22 protein-coding genes are annotated in these 22775 nt (G+C 72.0%); 11 read left to right on the forward strand and 11 right to left on the reverse strand.

Translation table 11 applies throughout. The features are described 5' to 3' along the window. Positions 1-3: 3 nt before the first annotated feature. The 4 genes from DDE18_RS14690 (at position 4) to DDE18_RS14705 (ending at position 3722) form a co-directional block, all read left to right on the forward strand. The gene (locus DDE18_RS14690) at positions 4-711 is read left to right on the forward strand and encodes a (Fe-S)-binding protein (RefSeq protein ID WP_116573238.1); all 708 of its coding nucleotides are present in this window, start codon (positions 4-6) and stop codon (positions 709-711) included. A 17-nt stretch (positions 712-728) separates the two neighbouring features. Continuing rightward, complete coding sequence (locus tag DDE18_RS14695; protein ID WP_116573237.1) at positions 729-2186, forward strand: lactate utilization protein B; 1458 nt, start codon at positions 729-731, stop codon at positions 2184-2186. Next, positions 2183-2776 carry a LutC/YkgG family protein gene (locus DDE18_RS14700; RefSeq protein WP_116573018.1) on the forward strand — a complete coding sequence of 198 codons (594 nt, stop codon included), beginning with the start codon at positions 2183-2185 and terminating at the stop codon, positions 2774-2776. The genes DDE18_RS14695 and DDE18_RS14700 overlap by 4 nt, the downstream gene beginning before the upstream one ends. A gap of 94 nt (positions 2777-2870) precedes the next feature. After that, positions 2871-3722, forward strand: coding sequence for a helix-turn-helix transcriptional regulator (locus DDE18_RS14705; RefSeq protein ID WP_116573019.1), 852 nt, complete (start codon positions 2871-2873; stop codon positions 3720-3722). Here the strand turns inward: DDE18_RS14705 and DDE18_RS14710 are convergent. Genes DDE18_RS14710 through DDE18_RS14740 form a run of 7 tightly spaced genes read right to left on the reverse strand, consistent with a single transcriptional unit; the run spans position 3712 to position 10978 of the window. After that, complete coding sequence (locus DDE18_RS14710; RefSeq protein WP_116573020.1) at positions 3712-4371, reverse strand: CoA transferase subunit B; 660 nt, start codon at positions 4369-4371, stop codon at positions 3712-3714. The two genes, DDE18_RS14705 and DDE18_RS14710, sit on opposite strands and share 11 nt — an antisense overlap. Further along, entirely contained in the window at positions 4368-5120 is a 753-nt protein-coding gene (locus tag DDE18_RS14715) for a CoA transferase subunit A (protein ID WP_116573021.1), read from the reverse strand. Before DDE18_RS14715 ends, DDE18_RS14710 begins: the two co-directional genes overlap by 4 nt. 1 nt (position 5121) lies before the next feature. Next, positions 5122-6930, reverse strand: a complete 1809-nt coding sequence (locus DDE18_RS14720; RefSeq protein ID WP_116573022.1) for an acetyl/propionyl/methylcrotonyl-CoA carboxylase subunit alpha — start codon at positions 6928-6930, stop codon at positions 5122-5124. 5 nt (positions 6931-6935) lie between these two features. Then, positions 6936-8489, reverse strand: coding sequence for a carboxyl transferase domain-containing protein (locus tag DDE18_RS14725; protein WP_116573023.1), 1554 nt, complete (start codon positions 8487-8489; stop codon positions 6936-6938). Further along, entirely contained in the window at positions 8489-9331 is an 843-nt protein-coding gene (locus DDE18_RS14730; RefSeq protein ID WP_245916723.1) for an HpcH/HpaI aldolase/citrate lyase family protein, read from the reverse strand. Before DDE18_RS14730 ends, DDE18_RS14725 begins: the two co-directional genes overlap by 1 nt. After that, positions 9324-9809, reverse strand: a complete 486-nt coding sequence (locus tag DDE18_RS14735; protein WP_116573024.1) for a MaoC family dehydratase — start codon at positions 9807-9809, stop codon at positions 9324-9326. Before DDE18_RS14735 ends, DDE18_RS14730 begins: the two co-directional genes overlap by 8 nt. Positions 9810-9814: 5 nt before the next feature. Continuing rightward, positions 9815-10978, reverse strand: a complete 1164-nt coding sequence (locus DDE18_RS14740) for an acyl-CoA dehydrogenase family protein (RefSeq protein ID WP_116573025.1) — start codon at positions 10976-10978, stop codon at positions 9815-9817. 111 nt (positions 10979-11089) lie between these two features. Here DDE18_RS14740 and DDE18_RS14745 point away from each other — a divergent pair, with 111 nt between their 5' ends. Next, a complete protein-coding gene (locus DDE18_RS14745) occupies positions 11090-11677 on the forward strand; it encodes a TetR/AcrR family transcriptional regulator (protein WP_116573026.1) in 588 nt (195 codons plus the stop codon). Between the two features lie 17 nt (positions 11678-11694). Here the strand turns inward: DDE18_RS14745 and DDE18_RS14750 are convergent, their stop codons facing one another. After that, positions 11695-13365, reverse strand: coding sequence for an AMP-binding protein (locus tag DDE18_RS14750; protein ID WP_245916724.1), 1671 nt, complete (start codon positions 13363-13365; stop codon positions 11695-11697). Positions 13366-13385: 20 nt separating this feature from the next. Then, complete coding sequence (locus DDE18_RS14755; protein ID WP_116573027.1) at positions 13386-14717, reverse strand: MFS transporter; 1332 nt, start codon at positions 14715-14717, stop codon at positions 13386-13388. A gap of 282 nt (positions 14718-14999) precedes the next feature. Between DDE18_RS14755 and DDE18_RS14760 the strand changes: the two genes are divergently transcribed. From DDE18_RS14760 to DDE18_RS14780, 5 genes are read left to right on the forward strand one after another with little or no spacing between them, the layout of a single operon-like run. After that, the gene (locus tag DDE18_RS14760; protein WP_165821176.1) at positions 15000-17531 is read left to right on the forward strand and encodes an ATP-binding protein; all 2532 of its coding nucleotides are present in this window, start codon (positions 15000-15002) and stop codon (positions 17529-17531) included. Next, the gene (locus DDE18_RS14765; RefSeq protein ID WP_116573029.1) at positions 17528-17938 is read left to right on the forward strand and encodes a roadblock/LC7 domain-containing protein; all 411 of its coding nucleotides are present in this window, start codon (positions 17528-17530) and stop codon (positions 17936-17938) included. The genes DDE18_RS14760 and DDE18_RS14765 overlap by 4 nt, the downstream gene beginning before the upstream one ends. A 15-nt stretch (positions 17939-17953) precedes the next feature. Next, on the forward strand, positions 17954-18331 hold the full coding sequence (locus tag DDE18_RS14770; protein ID WP_116573030.1) for a DUF742 domain-containing protein: 378 nt from the start codon (positions 17954-17956) through the stop codon (positions 18329-18331). Beyond that, on the forward strand, positions 18312-18908 hold the full coding sequence (locus DDE18_RS14775) for a GTP-binding protein (protein WP_116573031.1): 597 nt from the start codon (positions 18312-18314) through the stop codon (positions 18906-18908). Before DDE18_RS14770 ends, DDE18_RS14775 begins: the two co-directional genes overlap by 20 nt. Before the next feature lies 1 nt (position 18909). Beyond that, on the forward strand, positions 18910-19722 hold the full coding sequence (locus DDE18_RS14780; protein ID WP_116573032.1) for a transporter substrate-binding domain-containing protein: 813 nt from the start codon (positions 18910-18912) through the stop codon (positions 19720-19722). A 20-nt stretch (positions 19723-19742) separates the two neighbouring features. Here DDE18_RS14780 and DDE18_RS14785 read toward each other — a convergent pair whose 3' ends face one another. Then, a complete protein-coding gene (locus tag DDE18_RS14785; RefSeq protein ID WP_116573033.1) occupies positions 19743-20717 on the reverse strand; it encodes a GlxA family transcriptional regulator in 975 nt (324 codons plus the stop codon). Between the two features lie 123 nt (positions 20718-20840). Here DDE18_RS14785 and DDE18_RS14790 point away from each other — a divergent pair, with 123 nt between their 5' ends. Beyond that, positions 20841-21245: a hypothetical protein gene (locus DDE18_RS14790; protein ID WP_116573034.1), complete on the forward strand. Its 405-nt coding sequence runs from the start codon at positions 20841-20843 to the stop codon at positions 21243-21245. A gap of 61 nt (positions 21246-21306) precedes the next feature. Here DDE18_RS14790 and DDE18_RS14795 read toward each other — a convergent pair whose 3' ends face one another. Then, a complete protein-coding gene (locus DDE18_RS14795) occupies positions 21307-22719 on the reverse strand; it encodes a phytoene desaturase family protein (protein WP_116573035.1) in 1413 nt (470 codons plus the stop codon). Between the last annotated feature and the right edge of the window lie 56 nt (positions 22720-22775).

Below are 22775 nucleotides of genomic sequence, written 5' to 3' on the forward strand. Positions count from 1 at the left end.
CTGATGGTCACCTGCCTCAACGACGCGATGTTCCCGTCGGCCGGCCAGGCGACCGTCACGCTGCTGCGTCGCCTCGGAGTGGACGTGGAGTTCCCTGAGCAGCAGACCTGCTGCGGACAGCCGTTCGTCAACACCGGCTATCTCGATGAGGCGGTGCCGGTGGTGCGCACGTTCGTGGAGGCCTTCGAGGGCTACGACGCGATCGTCACCCCGTCCGGCTCGTGCGCAGGCTCGGCGCGCCACCAGCACGGGATCGTGGCGCGACGGTCGGGCGACGCGGCCCTGGCTGACGGCGTACGACGCGTCTCGCCGAAGGTCGTCGAGCTGACTGAGTTCCTCGTCGACACCCTGGGCGTCACCGACGTCGGCGCCACCTTCCCCCACCGGGTCGCCTACCACCCGACCTGCCACAGCCTGCGGATGCTCGGCGTCGGGGACCGTCCGACACGGCTGCTGCAGGCGGTGCACGGCCTCGAGCTGGTCGACCTGCCGGACGCCGAATCCTGCTGCGGCTTCGGCGGCACCTTCGCGGTGAAGAACGCCGACACCTCCGTCGCGATGGGTGCCGACAAGGCGCGCCACGTCGTCGACTCGGGCGCCGAGGTGCTCGTCGCCGGCGACTCGTCGTGCCTGATGCACATCGGCGGCCTGCTCACCCGGCAGCGCGCCGGGGTGCGGGTCATGCACCTCGCCGAGGTGCTGGCGTCGTGACCGGCACCTTCGTCGGCATGCCGGCCTTCCCGACCGCCGCCCGCGCCGCGCTGGCCGACAGCCAGCTGCGCAGCAACCTCGCCCACGCCACGTCGACGATCCGGGCCAGGCGGCTCGCCGTCGTCGGCGAGCTGGACGGCTGGGAGGAGCTGCGGCTCGCCGGCGCCGCGATCAAGGACAACACCCTTCTCCACCTCGACGAGCACCTCCTCGCCCTGGAGGCCTCCCTCACCGCGCGTGGTGCCGTCGTGCACTGGGCGCGCGACGCCGACGAGGCCTGCCGCATCGTCGCGGGCATCGCCAAGGACCACGGCGCCGACGAGGTGGTGAAGGTCAAGTCGATGGCCACCCAGGAGATCGGGCTCAACGAGGCGCTCGCCGCCGAGGGCATCGCGGCCTGGGAGACCGACCTGGCCGAGCTGATCGTCCAGCTCGGCGACGACCTGCCCTCCCACATCCTGGTGCCGGCGATCCACCGCAACCGCGCGGAGATCCGGCAGATCTTCCTCGACAAGATGGCGGCGGTCGGCCGCCCGGCTCCGGCGGACCTGACCGACGAGCCGGCCCGCCTGGCCGAGGCCGCGCGGCTGCACCTGCGGGAGAAGTTCCTGCGCGCCCGGGTGGCAGTCAGCGGCGCCAACTTCGCCGTCGCCGAGACCGGCAGCCTCGTGGTCGTCGAGTCCGAGGGCAACGGCCGGATGTGCCTCACGCTGCCCGACGTGCTCGTCTCCGTCGTCGGCATCGAGAAGGTCGTGCCCACCTGGGCCGACCTCGACGTCTTCCTCCAGCTGCTGCCGCGCTCGTCGACGGGGGAGCGGATGAACCCCTACACCTCGATCTGGAGCGGGGTCACACCCGGCGACGGGCCGCAGGAGGTGCACGTCGTGCTGCTCGACCACGGCCGCACCCGCGCGCTCGCCGACGAGGTCGGCCGGCAGGCGCTGCGCTGCATCCGCTGCTCGGCCTGCCTCAACGTGTGCCCGGTCTACGAGCGCACCGGCGGGCACGCCTACGGATCGGTCTATCCCGGGCCGATCGGGGCGATCCTCAACCCCCTGCTCCGTGGGGTCGGCACCGACGACCAGGTCGACTCGCTGCCCTACGCCTCGTCGCTGTGCGGCGCGTGCTTCGAGGCCTGCCCGGTGCGCATCGACATCCCCGCGGTGCTCGTCGACCTGCGCGCCCAGGTCGTCGACGCGCACCGCGGCGGGGTCCCCAGGCCCGAGGCGGCGGTGATGCGGTCGGCGTCGTGGGTGCTGGGTACGGCGCGGCGCCTGGGTGCCGCCGAGCGTGCCTCCGGCCTGGTCGGCCGAGTGGCGGGGCGGCTGGCGCGCCGATCTTCTTCGTCTGGCAGACCGTTGATGTCGCGCCTGCCCGGCCCGGGCGCCGGCTGGAGCGACGCCCGCGACCTCCCGGCGCCGCCCGCCGAGTCCTTCCGGGCCTGGTGGAAGCGCACCGAGGGAGGACACCGATGAGCGCGCGCGACGAGATCCTCGGCCGGGTGCGGTCGGCGCTCACGCAGGCCGACCGCTCGCCGGTCGCGGTCCCGACGACCCACCGCGGCCGGGTGCACGAGGGCGACCTCGTGGAGCTGTTCGTCGAGCGCGTCGAGGACTACCGCGCGACAGTGACCAGGTGTGCCGACTCCGAGGTCGCCGGGACGGTCTCCCGCCTGCTGCCCGAGGGCACGTCCGTGGTCCTCGCGCCCGGCTTCGAGTGGTCCGTGCCGGGCGCCGCAGTCGACTCCGGGCTGACCGCGGTCCAGCTCGACTCGGTCGGCGCGGTGGTCACCGGCGCGACGGTCGGCATCGCCGAGACCGGCACCCTCGTGCTCACCCACGGCCCGGGGGAGGGCCGGCGGCTGCTCTCGCTGGTCCCGGACGTCCACGTCTGTGTCGTCCGGGCCTCCCAGGTGGTGGCGGACGTGCCGGCCGCGATCGGCGTACTCGACCCGCGGCGGCCGCAGACGTGGATCAGCGGCCCCAGCGCGACCAGCGACATCGAGCTCGACCGCGTCGAGGGCGTGCACGGCCCGCGGACCCTGCACGTGGTGATCGTGGACTGAAGGGGCCCCATGCGGTGATACCCCCGAAAGGAGGTAGCCGGTGCGCCCGAGGTTCCGCGTATCGTGACGGCCATCACACGAGGCAGGTGAGGGCATGGAAGCAGCGCGGGCCGAGGCCGGCACGGAGGCCGCGATCTCCCGGGCACTGTCGGCACTGCGCGCCCGTGCGGGCATGGACGTCGCCTTCGGTGCGAAGGTCAACGCCGACGGCCGGGCGATGCGGATCCTGCAGATCAGCGGCGGGCTCACCCAGTCGCTGCCCGGGCTCACCATCGCCAGCGGCGCCGGCCTCGGCGGCAAGGCCCTGGCGCTCGGCCAGCCCACCCGGGTGCGCGACTACCTCGTCGCGCGGGGCATCACCCACAACTACGACCACGCCGTCGAGCCCGAGCGCCTGCGCACCGTGGCGGCGCTGCCGCTGCGGGTGGCCAACGTGCCGCGCTACGTCGTCTACCTCGCCAGCCGGACCCCGGTCGAGCTCGGCGATCGCTGGCTCGACGGTCTCGCTCCTCTGCTGCGCGACCTCGAGCGTGAGCTCGCCGTTCAGGAGGAGCTGAACCGCCGGCTGCGCCTGATGCCGGCGCCCACGCGCGAGCGGCCGGCGCTCAGCGCCGGCGAGCTCCGCGAGATCGCCGGCGAGCTGGCCGCCCTCGCCGGAGAGGTGCACGACGAGGCCCTCAGGGCGCGGCTGCAGGCACTGCACATCCGCGTCGCCCCCGACGAGAGGCTCCCACTCGCGCAGCAGCCGCACGGCACCCTGACGCCGCGGGAGATCGCTGTGCTCGAGCAGGTCGCTGCCGGCTGCAGCAACGCGGCCGCCGCCGAGCAGCTCGGCCTGCTGCCGAACACCGTGAAGTCCTACCTCAAGTCCGCCATGCGCAAGCTCGGAGCCAGCAACCGCGTGCAGGCGATCGTGGCGGCCCGCGCCGCGGGCCTCATTCGCTGACCGGCGCCACCAGCTCCGGCGCCACCTTCAGCGCAGGCTCCGACTTCGCCCGGACCTCCTCGACCGTGACGTCCGGCGCCAGCTCGACCAGCACCACGTCGCCGTCCACGAGGTCGAGCACGCACAGGTCGGTGATGATCCGCTGCACCACCCGCAGGCCGGTCAGGGGCAGGGAGCACTCCTCGACGACCTTGAAGCCGCCGTCGCGCGCGACGTGCTCCATCAGCACGACCACCTTGCGGGCACCGTGCACGAGGTCCATCGCACCGCCCATCCCCTTGACCATCTTCCCGGGGATCATCCAGTTGGCGATGTCGCCGTGCCTGGAGACCTGCATCGCCCCGAGGATCGCCGCGTCGATCTTGCCGCCGCGGATCATCCCGAAGCTGGTGGCCGAGTCGAAGAAGCTCGCCCCGGGCCGCACCGTGACGGTCTCCTTGCCGGCGTTGATGAGGTCGGCGTGCTCCTCACCGGCCAGCGGGTAGGCGCCCACGCCGAGGATCCCGTTCTCGCTCTGCAGCACCAGCTCCACGTCGTCGGGCACGTAGTTGGGCACCAGGGTCGGCAGCCCGATGCCCAGGTTCACGTAGTCGCCGTCCGACAGCTCGCTCGCTGCGCGGGCCGCCATCTGCTCCCTGGTCCAGCTCATCTCACGGTCCTCTTCTCGATCCGCTTGTCCGCCGCCTGCTCGGCAGTGAGCGCGACGACCCGCTGCACGTAGACGCCCGGGGTGTGCACCTCGTTGGGGGCGATCTCGCCGGGCTCGACGAGCTCCTCGACCTCGGCGAGGGTGACCCGGCCGCACATCGCGGCCAGCGGGTTGAAGTTGCGCGCGGAGTCGCGGTAGACGAGGTTGCCGTGCCGGTCGCCCTTCCAGGCCCGCACCAGCCCGAAGTCTGCGGTGATGGCCCGCTCCAGCACGTACTCGAGGCCGTCGAACGTCTCGGTCTGCTTCGGCGGGCTCGCCACGACGACGCCGCCATCCGCGTCGTACCTCCAGGGCAGGCCGCCGCTGGCGACCTGCGTGCCCACTCCGGTGCGGGTGTAGAACGCCGCGATCCCGGAGCCGCCGGCGCGCATGCGCTCGGCGAGCGTGCCCTGGGGGGTGAGCTCGACCTCGAGCTCGCCGGCGAGGTACTGCCGGGCGAACTCCTTGTTCTCCCCGACGTAGGAGGCGACCATCCGGCGCAGCCTGCCGGCTGCGAGCAGCCGCCCCAGGCCCCAGTCGTCGACGCCGGCGTTGTTGGAGAACGCCTCGAGGTCCGTCACGCCGGCCTCGAGCAGCGCCTCGATGAGCGCGGACGGGATGCCGCACAGGCCGAAGCCTCCTACCGCGATCGTGCTGCCGCTGCCGATGTCTGCGACCGCTTCGGCGGCAGAGCCCATGACCTTGTCCATGTCAGTCCTCTCCGTCGGCCTCGGGCTCGACCTCGAAGAGGCGAGCACCCAGGACGACCTGGTCGCCGGCGGCCGCGCCGACGGACACGACGGTGCCCGCGTGCGGAGAGCGGAGGGCGACCTCCATCTTCATCGCCTCCAGCACGCCGAGGACGTCTCCCTCGGCGACCTGCTGGCCCTCGGTGACGCGCACCTCCAGCACGGTGCCGGGCATCGGGGCCACGATGCTGCGGTCGCCCGCGCCGGTGCCCTGGTCGGCGGCCAGGTCCGGGCGGATGAACACGAACCGCTGGCCCTGGTGGACGACCTCGACGCGGTCGCCCCGCACCAGGGTGGTGGCGCCGGGGGGTGCAGGCGCGTCCAGCACGACGTCCTCGTCGAGCGTGACCAGCAGCGGGCTCGGCTCGGCTCCCAGCCGGAAGCCGTCGGAGGCGAAGGGCCCGTGGCTGGTCCGGTGGGCGTCGAACCAGGCCCAGGCCGCCGCCAGCCTGGCCGGCGCCGGATCGGGGGCGGGCACCTCGTGGTGGTCGAGCCAGGCGGTGTCGATCGTGGCGTCGCGAAACTCGTCGCTCGCGGTCAGTGCCCGCAGGAAGCCGGTGTTGGTGGTCAGGCCGAGCACTGCGGTGTGGTCCAGCGCCGCGACGAGCCCGAGCCGGGCGGCCTCCCGGTCCGTCCCGTGCACGATCACCTTGCCGAGCATCGGGTCGTACGACGTGCTGACGACCTGGCCGCTCTCCAGCGCGTGGTCGACGCGCACTCCGGGCGCGGAGGGCCACTGCACCAGGGTGGCGGTGCCGGCCTGGGGGAGGAAGCCGCCGAACGCGTCCTCGGCATAGACCCGCGCCTCGATGGCGTGACCGTTGCTGGGCACGTCCTCCTGCGCCAGCGGCAGCGGCTCGCCGGCGGCGACCCGCAGCTGCAGCTCGACCAGGTCCAGCCCGGTGATCGCCTCGGTCACCGGGTGCTCCACCTGGAGCCGGGTGTTCATCTCCAGGAAGTAGAACTCGCCGGTGGCGGCGTCGAGCAGGTACTCGACGGTGCCCGCGCCGACGTAGCCGACCTCCTGGGCGAGCGCCACCGCGGACGACGTCAGCCGGGCCCGGGTCTCGGCGTCGATGGTCGGAGCCGGCGCCTCCTCGAGCACCTTCTGGTGCCGCCGCTGGGTGGAGCAGTCGCGCTCCCACAGGTGCAGCACGGTGCCGTGGCTGTCGCCGATCACCTGCACCTCGAGGTGCCGGCCCGACTCGACGTACGTCTCGACCAGCATCGTGTCGTCGCCGAACGCGCCGGCGGCCTCCCGGCGCGCCGCGGCGAGGGCGTCGGGGAGCTCCGCCGCCGAGCGGCACACCCGCATCCCCTTGCCGCCGCCACCGGCGGCCGCCTTGACCAGCACGGGGTAGCGGAAGGTCGCGGGGTCCTCGTCGAGCGAGTACGACGGCACGACGGGCACGCCCGCTGCGACCGCGACCTCGCGGGCGGCGTCCTTGCGGCCCATCCGCTCCATCACGGCGGCGCTCGGCCCGGCGAGGGCGACGCCCTTGTCCTCCAGCGCGGTCGCGAAGGCGGACCGCTCGGAGAGGAAGCCGTAGCCGGGGTGGACGACGTCGGCGCCGGAGCTCACCGCCGCGTCGACGACGGCCTCCACGTCGAGGTAGCTCGGCACCCGGACCACCACGTCGGCGGCCCGCACGTGCGGCGCGCCGGCGTCGAGGTCGGTGTAGAGCGCGATGGTGCGCAGGCCCATCTGCTTGGCGGTGCGGAACACCCGCAGGGCGATCTCCCCACGGTTGGCCACGAGCACGGATCGCATGTCGCTCACATCCTGAAGACGCCGTAGGACGGCGTCGGGATCGGTGCGTTCGCTGCGACGGCCAGGCCCATGCCCAGCACCCGTCGCGTCTCCGCCGGGTCGATGATGCCGTCGTCCCACAGCCGGGCCGTGGAGTAGTAGGGCGAACCCTGGGTCTCGTACTGCGCGCGGATCGGGGCCTTGAAGGCCTCGACCTCCTCCTCGGTGTGCAGGTCGCTGCGCACGGTCGCGAGCACGGACGCGGCCTGCTCGCCGCCCATCACGGAGATGCGCGCGTTCGGCCACATCCAGAGGAAGCGCGGGTCGTAGGCGCGGCCGCACATGCCGTAGTTGCCGGCGCCGAAGGAGCCGCCGATGACGACGGTGAACTTCGGGACGACCGAGCAGGCGACCGCCGTGACGAGCTTGGCGCCGTCCTTGGCGATGCCGCGGTTCTCGTACTCGCGGCCGACCATGAAGCCGGTGATGTTCTGCAGGAACACCAGCGGGATGCCGCGCTGGTTGCACAGCTCGATGAAGTGCGCGCCCTTGAGGGCCGACTCGCTGAACAGGATGCCGTTGTTGGCGAGGATGCCCACGGGGTAGCCGTGGATCCGGGCGAAGCCGCACACCAGGGTCTCGCCGTAGAGCTGCTTGAACTCCTGGAGCCGCGAGCCGTCGACGACCCGGCGGATGACCTCGCGCACGTCGTACGGCGTGCGGGTGTCGGTCGGCACCACGTCGTAGATCGTCCTCGGGTCCTCGTGCGGCTCCTCGACCGGGCCGGCCTCGGTGGTCGAGTAGGGAGCGCCAGCGAGACCGGAGCCCGACGGTGGGAACGTCGACACGATCGAGCGCAGGATCTCCAGCGCGTGCGCGTCGTCGTCGGCGAGGTGGTCGACGACGCCGGACTTCCGCGCGTGCACGTCGCCGCCCCCGAGGTCCTCGGCCGAGACGACCTCGCCGGTGGCGGCCTTCACGAGCGGCGGGCCGCCGAGGAAGATCGTGCCCTGCTCCTTGACGATCACCGTCTCGTCCGACATCGCCGGCACGTAAGCGCCGCCGGCGGTGCAGGAGCCCATGACGGCGGCGATCTGGGGGACGCCCTGGGCGGACATGTTCGCCTGGTTGAAGAAGATCCGGCCGAAGTGCTCGCGGTCGGGGAAGATCTCGTCCTGCATCGGCAGGAACGCGCCGCCGCTGTCGACGAGGGCGACACAGGGGAGCCGGTTCTGCGCCGCGATCGCCTGAGCCCGCAGGTGCTTCTTGACGGTCATCGGGTAGTAGGTGCCGCCCTTCACGGTGGCGTCGTTGGCGATCACCATCACCTCGCGCCCGTGCACCCGCCCGATGCCGGTGACGATGCCGGCGCTCGGCGCCGCGTCGTCATACATGCCGTACGCCGCGAGGGCGCTGAGCTCGAGGAACGGACTGCCCGGGTCGAGCAGCCGGTCCACGCGCTCGCGGGCGAGCAGCTTGCCGCGCTCGTGGTGCTTCTGGCGGGCGGCCTCGCTGCCGCCCATCCGGACCTCCGCCAGCCGTGCGCGAAGGTCCGCCACGAGGTCGCTGAGGTGCTCCATCACCGGACTCCCGTCGTGTGGGCGAGGCGGAGGATCCGCTCGGCCTGCTTGAAGATCGGCCCGTCGACCATCCTGCCCTCGAACGTCGTCACGCCGCGGTCGTCGCCGACGTGCGCGAGCAGCCGTCGAGCCCAGTCGATGCGCTCGGCGGAAGGGGCGTAGGACGCCCTGATGACGTCGACCTGCTTGGGGTGGATGGCGACGGTCGCGTCGAACCCGACCGCCACCGCGTCCTCACACGCCGAAGCCAGGCCGTCGAGGTCGTCGATGTCCATGTGCACGGCGTCGAGTGCGAGGCGGCCGCTGGCCTTGGCTGCGACCAGCGCACGGGAGCGGGCGTAGCGGGCGACGTCGCGGAACGTCCCGTCGGCCTTCCGGCTGGCGGTGCCGCCCAGGCCCGCCACGAGGTCGTCGGCGCCCCACATCAGCCCGACCACGTTGTCGGCCGAGGCCAGCTCGGCGGCCCGCTCGATGCCCAACGGGGTCTCGACGAGCACGACCACCTGATGGGGGAGCGCGGTGATGGTGGCGGGATCCTCGGACTTGGACAGCATCACGCGGGCGATGCCGAGCTCCCCGGTGAGCGCCGCGTCGGCAGCGTGCTCGTGGCTGTCCGCGGCGTTGATCCGCACCACGGTGCGGTCCCGCTCGAGCGTGCCGTCGGCGACCAGGCCGCGCAGCGCCTCGCGGGCCGCCGGCTTGTTGCCCGGGGCGACCGCGTCCTCGAGGTCGAGGATCACCACGTCGGCGGCGGCGAGGGCCTTCGGGTAGCGCTCCGGGCGGTCGGCGGGGCAGAAGAGCCAGGCCGGGCCGGGAGACCAGTCGCTCACGGGCTCAGTCACTCGGGGCCATCCTCACCAGCGTCTGGCGCGTGGCCGTCGCGACGACCTCGCCCTTCTGGTTCCGCGCGGTGTGCTGCAGCGTCACGATGCCCTCCCCGGGGCGGCTGGAAGAGGGACGCTTGTCGACGACCAGCGTCTCGCCGTAGAGGGTGTCGCCGTGCCGCACCGGTGCCGGGAACGAGATCTCGGAGAAGCCGAGGTTCGCCACGATGGTGCCCAGGGTCAGCTGGGACACCGACTGCCCGACCACCAGCGACAGGGTGAACATCGAGTTCACCAGCCGGTCGTGGAAGGGCGGCAGCTGCTCGCTGGCGGCCTGGTCCAGGTGCAGCGGCTGGGTGTTCATGGTCAGCGTCGTGAAGAAGACGTTGTCGGCCTCGGTGACGGTGCGTCCGGGGCGGTGCTCGTAGACCGTACCGACCTCGAACTCCTCGAACCAGAGTCCGCGCTGGGTGATCCGCTTGCTCTCGTCGGTCATCGCGGTCACTCCACCGGGAGCCCGAGCCCGCGCGCGATCAGCATCCGCTGGACCTCGCTGGTGCCCTCGCCGACGGTGAGGATCCTCGCGTCCCGGTAGAACCGGGCCACCGGGTATTCCTCCATGAATCCGTAGCCCCCGAAGACCTGGGTGGCGATCCGGGTCGCGGTGACCGCGGACTCAGACGCGTAGAGCTTCGCCACCGCGGCGGCCTGCTTGAAGTCCTTCATGGGGGCGCCGGCGTCCTTCATCGCGGCGGCCTTGTAGACCAGCAGCCGGGAGGCCTGCAGCATCACCTCGAGGTCGGCGATCTGGAACGCCACGCCCTGCTTGCGGCCGATCGGGCCGCCCATAGTCTGCCGCTGGTTGGCGTAGCGGACGCACTCGTCGAGGCACGCCTGGACCAGGCCGACCGCCAGGGCGGCGATGGCCACCCGGCCGTCGTCGAGGATGGCGAGGAACTGGGCGAAGCCGCGGCCTCGCTCGCCGAGCAGGTTGCCCTCCGGCACCCGGCAGTCCGCGAAGGAGAGCGGGTGGGTGTCGGAGATCTTCCAGCCGAGCTTGTCGTAGGCCGGCTCGACCACGAACCCGGGCGTCCCCGAGGGGATGATGATCGTGGAGATCTCGGCGGAGCCGTCCTCGCGCGTCCCGGTGCGGGCGGTGACCGTGACCACCGAGGTGATCTCCGAGCCGGAGTTGGTGATGAACTGCTTGGAGCCGTTCACGACCCACTCGCCACCGTCGAGCACCGCCCTGGTCTTCGTGGCACCGGCGTCCGAGCCGGCGCCGGGCTCCGTCAGGCCGAACGCGGCGAGCCGTTGTCCGGTGACCAGGTCCGGCAGCCACTGCTGCTTCTGCTCGTCGGATCCGAAGGTGAGGATCGGGTTGATGCCCAGCCCGACGGCCGCCTCGAGGGTGATGCCGAGCGCCTGGTCGACGCGGCCGATCTCCTCGATCGCCACGCACAGCGAGGTGAAGTCGCTGCCGGAGCCGCCGTACTCCTCGGGGGCGGTGAGGCCCATCAGCCCGAGCTCGCCCATCTTCTGCACCACGTCGACGGGGAAGTGGTGCGCCTTGTCCCACTCGGCCACGTGCGGGCCGATCTCCTTCTCGGCGAAGTCCCGGACGACCTTGCGGAAGTCCTCGTGCTCCCTGGACAGCTCGAACATCTCGCTCCTTGTGTCACCACGGCCGGGTCGCGGCCGTCAGACGAGGTGGTTATCAATCGATAACTGAGACGAGGTTAACAAACGATAACCTCGACGTCTAGGCTGCTCCCCATGTCCGGTCCTGAAGGCGCGTCCCTCCCCACCTCCCGGCGGCAGCAGATCATCGAGGTCGCTGCCGGGCTGTTCGCCGAGCGCGGCTTCCACGGGGTGTCCATCTACGACCTGGGCGCGGCGATGGGGACGTCCGGCGCTGCGCTCTACAAGCACTTCGCCAGCAAGGACGCCCTGCTCGGCGCGATGCTGGTGGACATCAGTGAGCGGCTCCTCTCGGAGGGCCAGCAGCGCGCGGACGCCGCCGCCGAGGAGGGCCCGGACGTGGTGCTTGCGGCGCTGATCGCCTGGCACGTGGAGTTCGCCCTGACCCACCCGGCGCTGATCACGGTGCAGCTGCGGGACCTGGCCAGCCTCTCGGAGGAGGACAGGAAGACCGTGCGCCGGCTCCAGCGCCGCTACGTCGAGCTCTGGGTCGACGCGGTCAGCGCGGCCGTGGGGGCGGACGAGGCGCACGCCCGGTCCGCCGCCCACGCGGTCTTCGGCATGATCAACTCGACGCCGCACAGCGCGCTGCTCGGCCGCGACGACATGGCCGGGCAGCTGCAGCGGATGGCGCATGCCGCGCTGCACGCGTGCCGCTCCTGACTGCCCGGCGTCCATCCTCAGAGTCCGAGCACAGAGACGCTCCGCTCGCGCATCTCGACCTTCCGCACCTTGCCGGTCACCGTCATCGGGAAGTCGTCCACGACGAGCACGTAGCGCGGGATCTTGTAGTGCGCGAGCCTGCCGGTGGCGAACTCGCGGACCGCCGCGGCGTCGAGCGGCTCGGCCCCCTCGCGCAGCTTGACCCAGGCGCACAGCTCCTCGCCGTACTTCTCGTCGGGCACGCCGATGACCTGGACGTCCTCGACGTCGGGATGGGTGTAGAGGAACTCCTCGATCTCGCGGGGGTAGATGTTCTCCCCGCCGCGGATCACCATGTCCTTGATCCGGCCGACGATGGTGCAGTAGCCGTCCTCGCGCATCACGGCCAGGTCGCCGGTGTGCATCCAGCCGTCGGAGTCGATCGCCTCCGCGGTCTTCTCCTGGGCCTCCGCATCAGACAGGGGCCAGTAGCCCAGCATCACCGAGTAGCCGCGGGTGCAGAACTCTCCCGGCACGCCGCGCGGGACGGTCTGGCCCGTGGCGGTGTCCACGATCTTGATCTCCACGTGCGGGTGCACCCGGCCGATCGTGGTCGTGCGTCGGTCGAGGTCGTCGTCGGAGCGGGTCTGGCACGACACCGGCGAGGTCTCGGTCATGCCGTAGGCGATGGAGACCTCCGACATGTGCATCTCGTTGACACAGTGCTTCATCACCTCGACCGGGCAGACCGCCCCCGCCATGATCCCGGTCCGCAGGCTCGACAGGTCGTACGCCGGGGAGTCGCCCTTCGTATCGAGCAGGGCGTTCTGCATCGCGATGAACATCGTCGGGACGCCGAAGAGGCCGGTGCACCGCTCGTCCTGCACAGCCTGCAGGGTCGCGCCCGGCTCGAAGCCCGGACCGGGGATCACCATCGTGGCGCCGTGGGTGATGCAGCCGAGGTTGCCCATCACCATCCCGAAGCAGTGGTAGAAGGGCACCGGGATGCACAGCCGGTCCTGCTCGGTGAAGTTGATGGTCTCGGTGACGAAGAAGCCGTTGTTGAGGATGTTGCGGTGGCTCAGCGTCGCGCCCTTGGGGAAGCCGGTCGTCCCGCTGGTGTACTGGATGTTGATCGGGTCGTGCGGCGACAGCTCGTAGTCGACGTGGTCCGCGAGCCGCTCGCCGCGGCCGGACTCGAGCAGCTCGTCCCACTCCGGCTGGCCCAGGAAGACGACGTGCTCCAGCGGACCCCCGTTCATCGAGCTCAGTCGAGGGCCGACCTCGGCGATCATCGACCGGTAGTCGCTGGTCTTGAAGTCCGTCGCCGAGAGCAGCACGCGCACGCCCGACTGGGTGAGCGCGTACTGCAGCTCGTGGGTCCGGTAGGACGGGTTGACGTTGACCAGGATCGCGCCGACCTTCGCGGTGGCGAGCTGGATCATCGTCCACTCGGCACAGTTGGGGGACCAGATGCCGACCCGGTCGCCCTTGCGGATGCCGAGCTTGCGGAGGCCGACGGCGAGCGCGTCGACGTCGCGGTCCAGCTCGGCGTAGGTCCACCTGCGCCCGGTGGTCACCTCGACGAGCGCCTCCCGGTCGCCGTACCGCTGGACGGTGCGCTCGAAGCTCGCGCCGATGGTCTCCTCGAGGAGCGGAGTGCCGGTGTCGCCCGCGTCGTACGACTCCATGACCTGTCCCTTCTCCATCCTGGGTCCTCCTGCCGTCGTCACGCGACCACCGGGTCGTCCGCCAGACCCCGCCTCTCGTCCCTGGTGGCCATGGCCCGGCCGCTCGTCTCGGGCAGCATCAGGATGCAGAGCACGCTGAGCCCCGCGAAGCCCGCAAGCATCCACCCGATCGCGGGGACGTTGCCGGAGGCGGCGAGGTCGGCGGCGAAGATCGGGGCGGTGCCGCCCCCGATCACGCCGGCGAGGTTGTAGGCCATGCCTGCACCGGTGTAGCGGTATTCGGTGGCGAACATCTCCGGCAGCAGGGCACCGGCGGGGCCGTACGAGACGCCCATGATCGCCAGGCTCCCGGACAGGCCGACGGCGAAGGCCACGGCGCCGCCGCGGTCGAGCAGCGGGAAGAGCAGCAAGCCCCACGGCACGGCCGCCAGGCACGAGGCGAGCACCACCTTCCTGCGCCCGATCCGGTCGCTGTAGACGCCGGAGATCCAGGTCGCGGTCGCGAACACCAACGCGGCCACGATCCCGAGCGAGAGCACGGTCGCCCGGCTCAGCCCCATCGCCGCGGTGCCGTACGACGTGAGGAACGCGGCGCCGATGTAGAAGAACGCGAACAGCATCGTCAGCGCACCGCCGGCGAGCAGGATCTCGCGCCACTGGTGCCTCACGGCGGCGAGGAGCGGGCCCTGGGCCTTCACGCGCAGCCGCTCGGTGTCGCGGAACATCGGCGTCTCGTCCACCGACGTGCGGACGTAGAGGCCGAGCAGCACGAGCAGGCCGCTGAGCAGGAACGGGATCCGCCAGCCCCACTCGACGAAGGCCGGGGAGGTCTCCCCGGCGAGCCTGTTGACCACCAGGAACGTGGCGCTGGAGAGCGCGAGGGCGATGGCCGGGCCGAGCTGCGGGAACACGGCGTACATCCCGCGCTGGTGCGGTGGGGCGTACTCGGTGGCCAGGAGCGTCGCCCCCGCCCACTCGCCGCCGACCGCGAAGCCCTGGAGGAAGCGGCAGAGGACCAGCAGGATGGGGGCGGCCACCCCGATGGTCGCCGCGCTGGGCAGGAGACCGATGGCCACCGTGGCCCCACCCATCAGAAGCAGCGTGGTGATCAGTGTCTTCTTGCGGCCGATCCGGTCGCCGAAGTGACCGAAGAGGATGGCCCCGAGGGGGCGGGCCCCGAACGCCACTCCGAACGTGGCGAACGACGCGACGCTCGCGGCGGCGTCTCCCAGGGCCGGGAAGAAGACGGTCGGGAAGACCAGCGCCGCGGCGGTGCCGTAGATGAAGAAGTCGTAGAACTCGATGGTGGTGCCCGCACAGCTGGCGAACGCCACCCGTCCCATGGACGTGTTGCTCTGGTGAGTGCTCATGCGACAGGAGTGTGCGGGCGGTCACATCGCCACCGGCACCTCCCAAAGTGGGTGCCACGGACTGCTCTTGCAGCGTGCGGAGTCCCAGGACTGGGCGCCGGCGCGCATCAGCCGGTCGGACGTAGGTGAGGGTGCTTTCGGACCACCCGGATGCCCCCAACGGGCCATTTAGCGGGGAAGTCATCCCCCAGGTGGGGGAAATCCCTACGTTGGCGACGCCCCCACCCCCAGGGCGCGCGCCGCTGCACCGGTGGCGCTCGATTCAAGTGCCTCGGGAGAACCATGAAGCCCCCCCGCTCCCGCCACCACGGACGGTCGGCACTGGCCGTCTCCGCGTGGCCGCTGCGCCGCAAGCTCGCGCTTGCCCTGGCGATCCCGCTGCTCCTGGCCGCGACCCTCGGCGGGCTGCGCGTGCAGAGCGACCTGGTGGAGGCTGCGAACTCCTCCACGAGCGCGAGGCAGGTCACCGTGCTCCGGCCGGCTGTCACGTTCCTGACCGCCGCCGAGCGGGCCATGGTCGCGGCGCAGACCGCGCTGGACTCGAGCCAGACGGAGCTGGACGCCGCGGTCGCCGACATCAAGTCGGCCGCGAGCGAGCTGGCCGAGGTCCGGCAGTCGGCCGACCTGACCGGCGAGCAGGCCAACCAGCTCGACGTCGTGCTCGACCTCAGCCGCGCCCTGCGCGACGACAACACCGACTCGCTCAGCCCTGACACCTGGATCGCACAGCTGAGGCAGCTCCAGTCCGGAGTGACCCAGCTGATCACCACCATCGTCAACGCCCAGCTCCAGCCCGAGCCCCGGCTCGAGCTGCTCGCCCAGACGCTCGCTGGCCGCTTCTCCCTCGCCATGCAGCAGGCCCTGGTGGCCACCGACAGGTCGGGCGAGACCGGCTCGCTCGAGCTGTTCGCCGAGCTCGGTGTGGAGGGTGCGGCCATCGACCGCCTCGCCACCGCGCTCGGCGACTCCCAGGCCGAGATCCTCTCCCTGCGGGAGGACAACGGCGAGCGCTCCCGCGCGATCCGCACCGGCGGGACGGACCTCGGTGGCGCCGAGGCCTACGCGGACTACGACGCGCTCATCGCCGAGCTGATGGACGGCATCGACTCCGAGCTGGCCGCGGCGGCGGCCGACGCGCGGCAGCGGGCGCTGGTCAATGCGGCTGTCACCATCGGCGCGCTCGTCGCGGCCCTGCTGCTGGCCTTCCTGGTCTCCCGGCTGCTGCTCACCCCGATCCGCCGGGTGCGCGAGGGCGCCCTCGAGGTGGCCCACGAGCAGCTCCCCGAGGCCGTCGCCAGGATCCGCGCCGGCCAGGACCCCGGCCCGATCACGCCCATCGCGGTCCAGACGCACGAAGAGGTCGGCCAGCTGGCCCGGGCCGTCGACGACCTCCACCAGCAGGCGGTCGTCCTCGCCTCGGGAGAGGCGAAGCTCCGCTCGCAGGTCAGCGAGATGTTCGTGACCCTCTCGCGGCGCAACACCTCCCTCATCAACCAGCAGCTGAGCCTGATCGAGACGCTGGAGAAGGACGAGGAGGACCCGCGCCGGCTGGAGAGCCTCTTCCGGCTCGACCACCTCGCGGCGCGCATGCGTCGTACGGCGGACAGCCTGATGATCCTCGCCGACGCGCCCACCAGGTCCATCGGCCAGACCGACGTCACCGTCGGTGAGTCCATGCAGGCAGCCACGGCGGGCGTGAAGGACTACCAGCGCGTGCGGATCAGCTCGTACCCCGGCGTGCGCCTCAGTGACGCCGCCGCCGCCGACGTCATCCACCTGCTCACCGAGCTGGTCGACAACGCGCTGTCCTACTCCTCACCGACGAGCATGGTCTCGGTCGACGCCACCACGGGCGCGGCCGGCATCACGGTCCAGGTCAGCGACGCCGGTCTCGGCATCGAGGACGAGGCACTCAGGGCGCTCAACGAGACGCTCCGCTCCGGCGGCGAGGTCACCCCCGACACCGCCCGCCGGATGGGCCTGCTGGTGGTCAGCCGGCTCGCCCACCGGCACGGCATCTCCGTGCAGCTGCTGCCCAACGAGCAGGCCGGCACCACCGCGTCGGTGTTCCTGCCGCTGTCGGTCCTCCCCGGGCTGGCGCCGGGCGAGGCGGCCCCGCTCCCGCCCGAGCCGGCCGTCGCGACCACCTACCCCACCGAGATCGTCGAGCCGGAGGGTGGTGGCGGGCGGCGCCGCAAGGCTGAGGAGCCCCAGAGGTCCGACGCCTCGGTCCAGTCCAGGATCGACGCCGCCGTCGGCCTGCCGATGCGACAGCCAGGAGCAGCGTTGGAGAACCCCCCGCTCCCCGTCCGCACCCCTGTGGCGGAGGCGGAGCACGACGAGGCGGCGTACGACGAGGCAACGGCCGAGGCGACCGAACACCTGGCCGAGGTCGCCGTCCTGCGGGTCGCCGAGCCGCCCGCCGATGCGGCGCCGGACCCGCTCAACGGCCCGATCGATGAGGAGGGCGCCTCCGAGGAACCGGGCTCCATCTTCACGTCGATGAAGTCCTCCTGGCTGGGATCCGACGGCGGCGAGGAGTCGTGGCGCCCGTCCGAGATCGAGGCCGGGTGGAGCAGGGCCGACTCCGTCCAGGCCTCGGAGCCGGTGGCGGTCAGCCCGGCGGGCCTGCCCGTGCGCGAGCCCGGCGCCCGGCTGATCCCCGGCGGCGTGTCCATCCCTGCCGTCGTCGCCACTCGCAACGCCGACGCGATCCGGGCCCGCCTTGCTGCCCACGCTGCCGGTGTCTCCCGAGGACGCGAGTCCGCCGGCACCAGCACCGACGACGAACAGATGGAAGGAGACCCCGCATGAGCGAGACGCAGGTGGGGGAGCGGAACCTCGACTGGCTCGTCAGCAGGTTCGTCGACGAGGTCCCCGACGCCGCACACGCCGTACTCGTGTCCGCGGACGGCCTCCTGATGGCCGAGAGTGCCAGCATCCCCGGTGACCACGCGGAGCAGGTCGCCGCCGTGTCGTCGGGACTGGCGAGCCTGGCCGTCGGTGCGTCGCGGCTCTTCGACGGGGGAGCCGTCCTACAGACCCTCGTGGAGATGGAGCGCGGCTACCTGATGCTGATGAGCGTCGGCGACGGCTCCAACCTCGCCGTGCTGACCAGGGAGGCCGCCGACCTGGGGCAGGTCGGCTACGAGATGGCGCTCCTCGTGGAGCGGGTCGGGCGCGCCGTGCAGGCCCAGGCCCGTGTCGGGACCCGGGGCTGATGACGGTGAGTCGCCATGGCCCCCGATGAGACGTCTGCCAACGGAGACGAGGCGATCCCCTCGCCGCGCCTCGTGCGCCCGTACACCATCACGGCGGGCCGCACGAAGGCCACGGTCGACCTCCCGCTGGAGGCCACGCTGCGCGTCGATCCACGCGCCGACGGCCAGCCGGTGAACGCGGCGGCCGTGCCGCTCCTGGAGATGTGCGACACCAAGTCCGTCGCCGAGGTCTCCGCCTTGGTGTCGATGCCGATCGGTGTCGTCCGCGTGCTGCTCAGCGACCTCGTCGAGCAGGGCTTCGTCACCGTCCAGACCACCATCACCGAGAGCTCGTCGCGCGACGAGCGGATCGAGCTCATCGAGAGGACGCTGCGTGGACTTCGCACCTACTAGGGCCAGCCGGCGGGCTGCCTCCACGAAGATCGTGGTCGCAGGCGGCTTCGGGGTCGGCAAGACGACCCTCGTCGGCGCCGTCTCGGAGATCGTCCCGCTGCGCACCGAGGCGCTCGTCACCAACGAGTCGGAGGGGGTCGACGACCTGGCTGCCGTGCCCACGAAGTCGACCACCACGGTGGCCATGGACTTCGGCCGGCTGACGCTCGCCGAGGACCTCGTGCTCTACCTCTTCGGCACTCCCGGGCAGCGTCGCTTCTGGTTCATGTGGGACGACCTGTGCCTCGGCGCCATCGGCGCGATCGTGCTCGTCGACACCGAGCGCCTCGAGGAGGCGTTCTCCCCGCTGGACTACTTCGAGGCGAAGGGACTGCCCTTCATCGTGGCCGTCAACCAGTTCGACGGCGCCCGGCGCTACTCCGTGGGCGACGTCGCCCAGGCGCTCGCCCTGCCCCCCGACGTACCCGTCATCAGCATCGACGCGCGCGACCGCGAGTCGGCCAAGCAGGCCCTGGTGCGCGTCACCGAGTACGCACTCGAACGACTCACCCGGTCCCTCTCCCTGAAGGTGAACTGACATGCCCAAGCCCCGTGCGTTCCGTGCTGCCGCCGTCCTGGTGGTGGCCCTGGCCGCCTCTGCCTGCGGTGCCGCCGACGCCGAGGACAAGACGTCGCCGAAGGCCGCACCGGCACCCGAGGTCGTCGCCGACGGCGTCCTGACCGTGTGCACGAGCCTGCCCTACCGGCCGTTCGAGTTCCGGCAGGAGGGCGAGGTCGTCGGCTTCGACATCGACCTGGCCCGAGAGGTCGCCTCCCGGCTCGACCTCGAGGCGAAGTTCGTCAACACCGACTTCGACGGCCTGGCCGCGGGCACGCCGCTCAACGACGGGACCTGCGACGTCGGCGTCGCCGGCATGACGATCACCGGTGACCGGGCCCGGGTGCTCGACTTCACCAGCCCCTACTTCAACGCGGCCCAGTCCCTGGTCGTGGGCGCCTCGTCCGGCGTGACGTCCCTCGACGAGCTCAGCGGGCGGAAGATCGCGGTCCAGGAGGGCACGACGGCCGAGCTCTACGTCACCGACAACGCCCCCGCCGACGCCGAGATCGTGACGGTCGAGAAGCCGTTCGAGATCGTGGCCGCGCTCCGGGACGGCCAGGTGGCCGCCGGCGTCTACGACAACACCGTCGTGGGCGGCGTCGTCGAGCGGAACCCCGAGATCGCGGTCGCGGCGGAGTTCGACACCGGCGAGCAGTACGGCATGGTCCTGAAGAAGGACGGGAGCGTCGAGCTGGTGCGCAGCATCAACGCGATCCTGGCCGACCTCCGGTCCGACGGTGGCTACGACGCGATCTACGAGAAGTGGTTCGGCAGCGCGCCTGCCTCCTGAGGCGAGCCGAGGCGGCCTCGCTACACAACGACGGCGGACGCCTGGGTCGCCCGGTAGTGCGACGGCGACACGCCGTACAGCCCCTGGAACGCCTGGCGCAGCGTCTCCACCGTGCCGAAGCCGCAGCGCGTCGCGATGGCCTCGACGGTGAGGTCGGAGCCGGTGAGCAGCTGGGCGGCGGCCTCGGCGCGGGCCTGCCGCACGTAGCGGCCCGGGGTGGCGCCGATCTCCCGCAGGAAGAGCCGGGACAGGTGCCTCTCGCTGACACCGGCACGGGCGGCCAGGGTGGCCGTGGAGAGGTCGTCGGCGAGGTGGGCCGCCATGTGTGCCACGACGTCGCGCACCAGGGAGCTGCCGGGCGCCGGCGGGGCGGTGAACATGCTCATCTGCGCCTGGTTGCCGGGTCGCTGCAGGTAGGTCACCAGCTGCCGCGACACTCGCCGGGCCAGGTCGGCGCCGGCGTCGGCCTCGATGAAGGACAGCGTCAGGTCGATCGCCGCTGTCACGCCCGCTGACGTGCACACCTCCCCGTCGGCCACGAAGATCGGGTTGCGGTCGAAGCTGACCGCCGGGAACCGCCTCGCCAGGTAGTCCGCATGGGCCCAGTGGGTCGCGGCCCGGCGGCCGTCGAGGACACCGGCCGCGGCGAGGATCCCGGCGCCGGTGCACACCGACGCCACCCGACGGCTCTCCCGCGCCAGCCGGGCCACGTGCCTGACCAGCCGGGTGTCGGCCATCGCGTCGACGTAGCCGATCCCGCCGGAGACAAGGACGGTGTCCAGCGGCCCGCGCACCCGCTCGAGCGCCGCCTGGGCAGCGAGCGTCAGGCCGGTGCCGGTGACGATCGGCTTCCCGCCGGGCGAGGCCAGCGTGACGTCGTACACCGCATGCCCGGCCAGGTAGTTCGCGACCTGCAGCGGGGTGGTCACGCTGGCGATGTCGAGCAGCTCGGCTGCGGGGAAGCCGACGATCACGATGCGGCGTGGAGCGCTCATGGGTGCCACGGTACGGCGTGCGACGCGCTGTCGGACCGTGTCCAGAAGACCGTCTCACCAAGTTTTCGGACACAGTGGGTCGAGGCGCTGGCCTGCGACCGCGGTTCGGCCGAGGGTGGGGCCATGACGACCACGACCCACACCACCACGACCACGTCGATGGGGCGCGCCCTGGCGCGGCACTACCTCGAGATGGTGGTCGCGATGTTCGCCGGGATGCTCGTCCTGGGCTCTCTGCGCAGCGTCCTCGGCCTCGACGTCGAGCTCGGCGACCACCCCGGCACCTGGTACGTGCTGATGGCCACCGACATGTCGGTCGGCATGGCGGCATGGATGCGCTACCGCGGACACGGCTGGGGGAGCACCCGGGAGATGTGCGCGGCGATGTACGTGCCCGCGGTTCTGGTGGTCCTCGTCTGGAGCGGCGCGATGGGCGCGTCGGCGTTCATGACAGCCACCCACGTGCTGATGTTCGTCGCCATGGCCGCGGTGCTCTGGCGCCGTCGCCACGAGTACGCGCACTGCTGATCCGAGGCCGCGGCGTGCGGGGGCTCTCCGCCTCACGTCTGCCCGACCCGGTCCTAGCTGGTCAGCGCAGCAAGGCGAGCGCCGCCTTCGCTGCGTTGTAGCCGCACATCCCGTGCGCACCCGCCCCCGGCGGGGTGGCGGCCGAGCACAGGTAGACGCCGGGCACGCCGAGGGCGTACGGGTTGAGCGCGGCCCTCGGCCGGAAGACGAGCTGGCGCGGGGAGTTGGCCCCGGTCACGACGTCGCCGCCGACGTAGTTGGGGTTGTGCTCCTCCATCTGCGCGACGGAGCGGACGTGCCGCGCCAGGATCCGCTCCTTGAAGCCGGGGGCGAACCGCTCGATCTGGCTCTCGATCGACGCGGTCGCATCACCGGTGTATCCGGCCGGCACGTGCGCGTAGGCGTAGAGCGGGTGCCGGCCGTCCTGGGACCGGCTCGGGTCCGCGAGGTACTGCTGGCCCACCAGCACGAACGGACGCTCCGGCATGGTGCCGCGGGACACGGCGTGCTCTGCCTCCGCGATCTGGGCCAAGGTGCCGCCGACGTGGACCGTCCCGGCACGCCGGGAGTCCTCGTGGAGCCAGGGCACGTCGCCGTCGATCGCGAAGTCGACCTTGAAGACCCCGGGTCCGTGCCGATACCTGCTCAGCGGACGGCGTACCCGATCCGGCATCCGGTCGCCGACGAGGGACACCGCCGCGGCGGGAGTGGTGTCGAGCATGACGATGTCGGGGTCGTCGAGCTCGGCCAGGGAGCGCACCCGGCTGCCCGTGACCACCTTGCCGCCGGCGCCCTCGAGCGCTGCGACCATGGCGCGGCTGATGGCCGCCGAGCCGCCCTCGGCGACGGGCCAGCCGTACGCGTGCGCAGCTGTCCCGAGGGCGACCCCGATGGCCGATGACATCGGCGAGGACAGCGGACGCATCGCGTGCGCAGCCACGCCGGCGAACAGCGCCTTCCCCTCGGGGGTCCGCCACCCGGCGGCCAGGAGCGAGGCCGGAAGGCTCGAGAGGACACCGAAGCGGGCCAGGGCCAGCGGGTGGGCGGGCACGTGGATCATCGGCCGGAGGAAGTCAGCGGTGATCTGGTCGAACCGCCTGGTGAGCGGCCCGAAGACCGCCGACCAGCGGCGTCCGTCAGCGCCCAGCCCCGCCGCGGTGTCCTCCACCGAGCGGAGGCTCGCCGCCCCCCGCCGGCCGTCGAGCGGGTGCGAGTACTGCACCTCGGGCCACCGCCAGCGGAGGCCGTACGCCGCGAGGTCGACGTCGCGGGAGAACGCCGTGTCGACCGCGAGCGGGTGGAAGCCGGAGCACTCGTCATGGACCACGCCCGGCAGGGTCAGCTCGCTGCTCCGGGTGCCGCCGCCGGCCACGTCGGCTGCCTCGAGCACGGTCACCCGGACCCCCGCCCGCGCAAGGGTGACCGCCGCGGCGAGCCCGTTGGGCCCGCTGCCGACGACGACCGCAGTGGTCACGAGGTCACCTCAGGCTTCGACTCGGCGGTGTGCCGGGCACGTGGGGATCGGCTGCG

Source organism: Nocardioides gansuensis (genome assembly GCF_003076135.1).
In the GTDB taxonomy this organism is placed as follows: Bacteria; Actinomycetota; Actinomycetes; order Propionibacteriales; family Nocardioidaceae; genus Nocardioides; species Nocardioides gansuensis.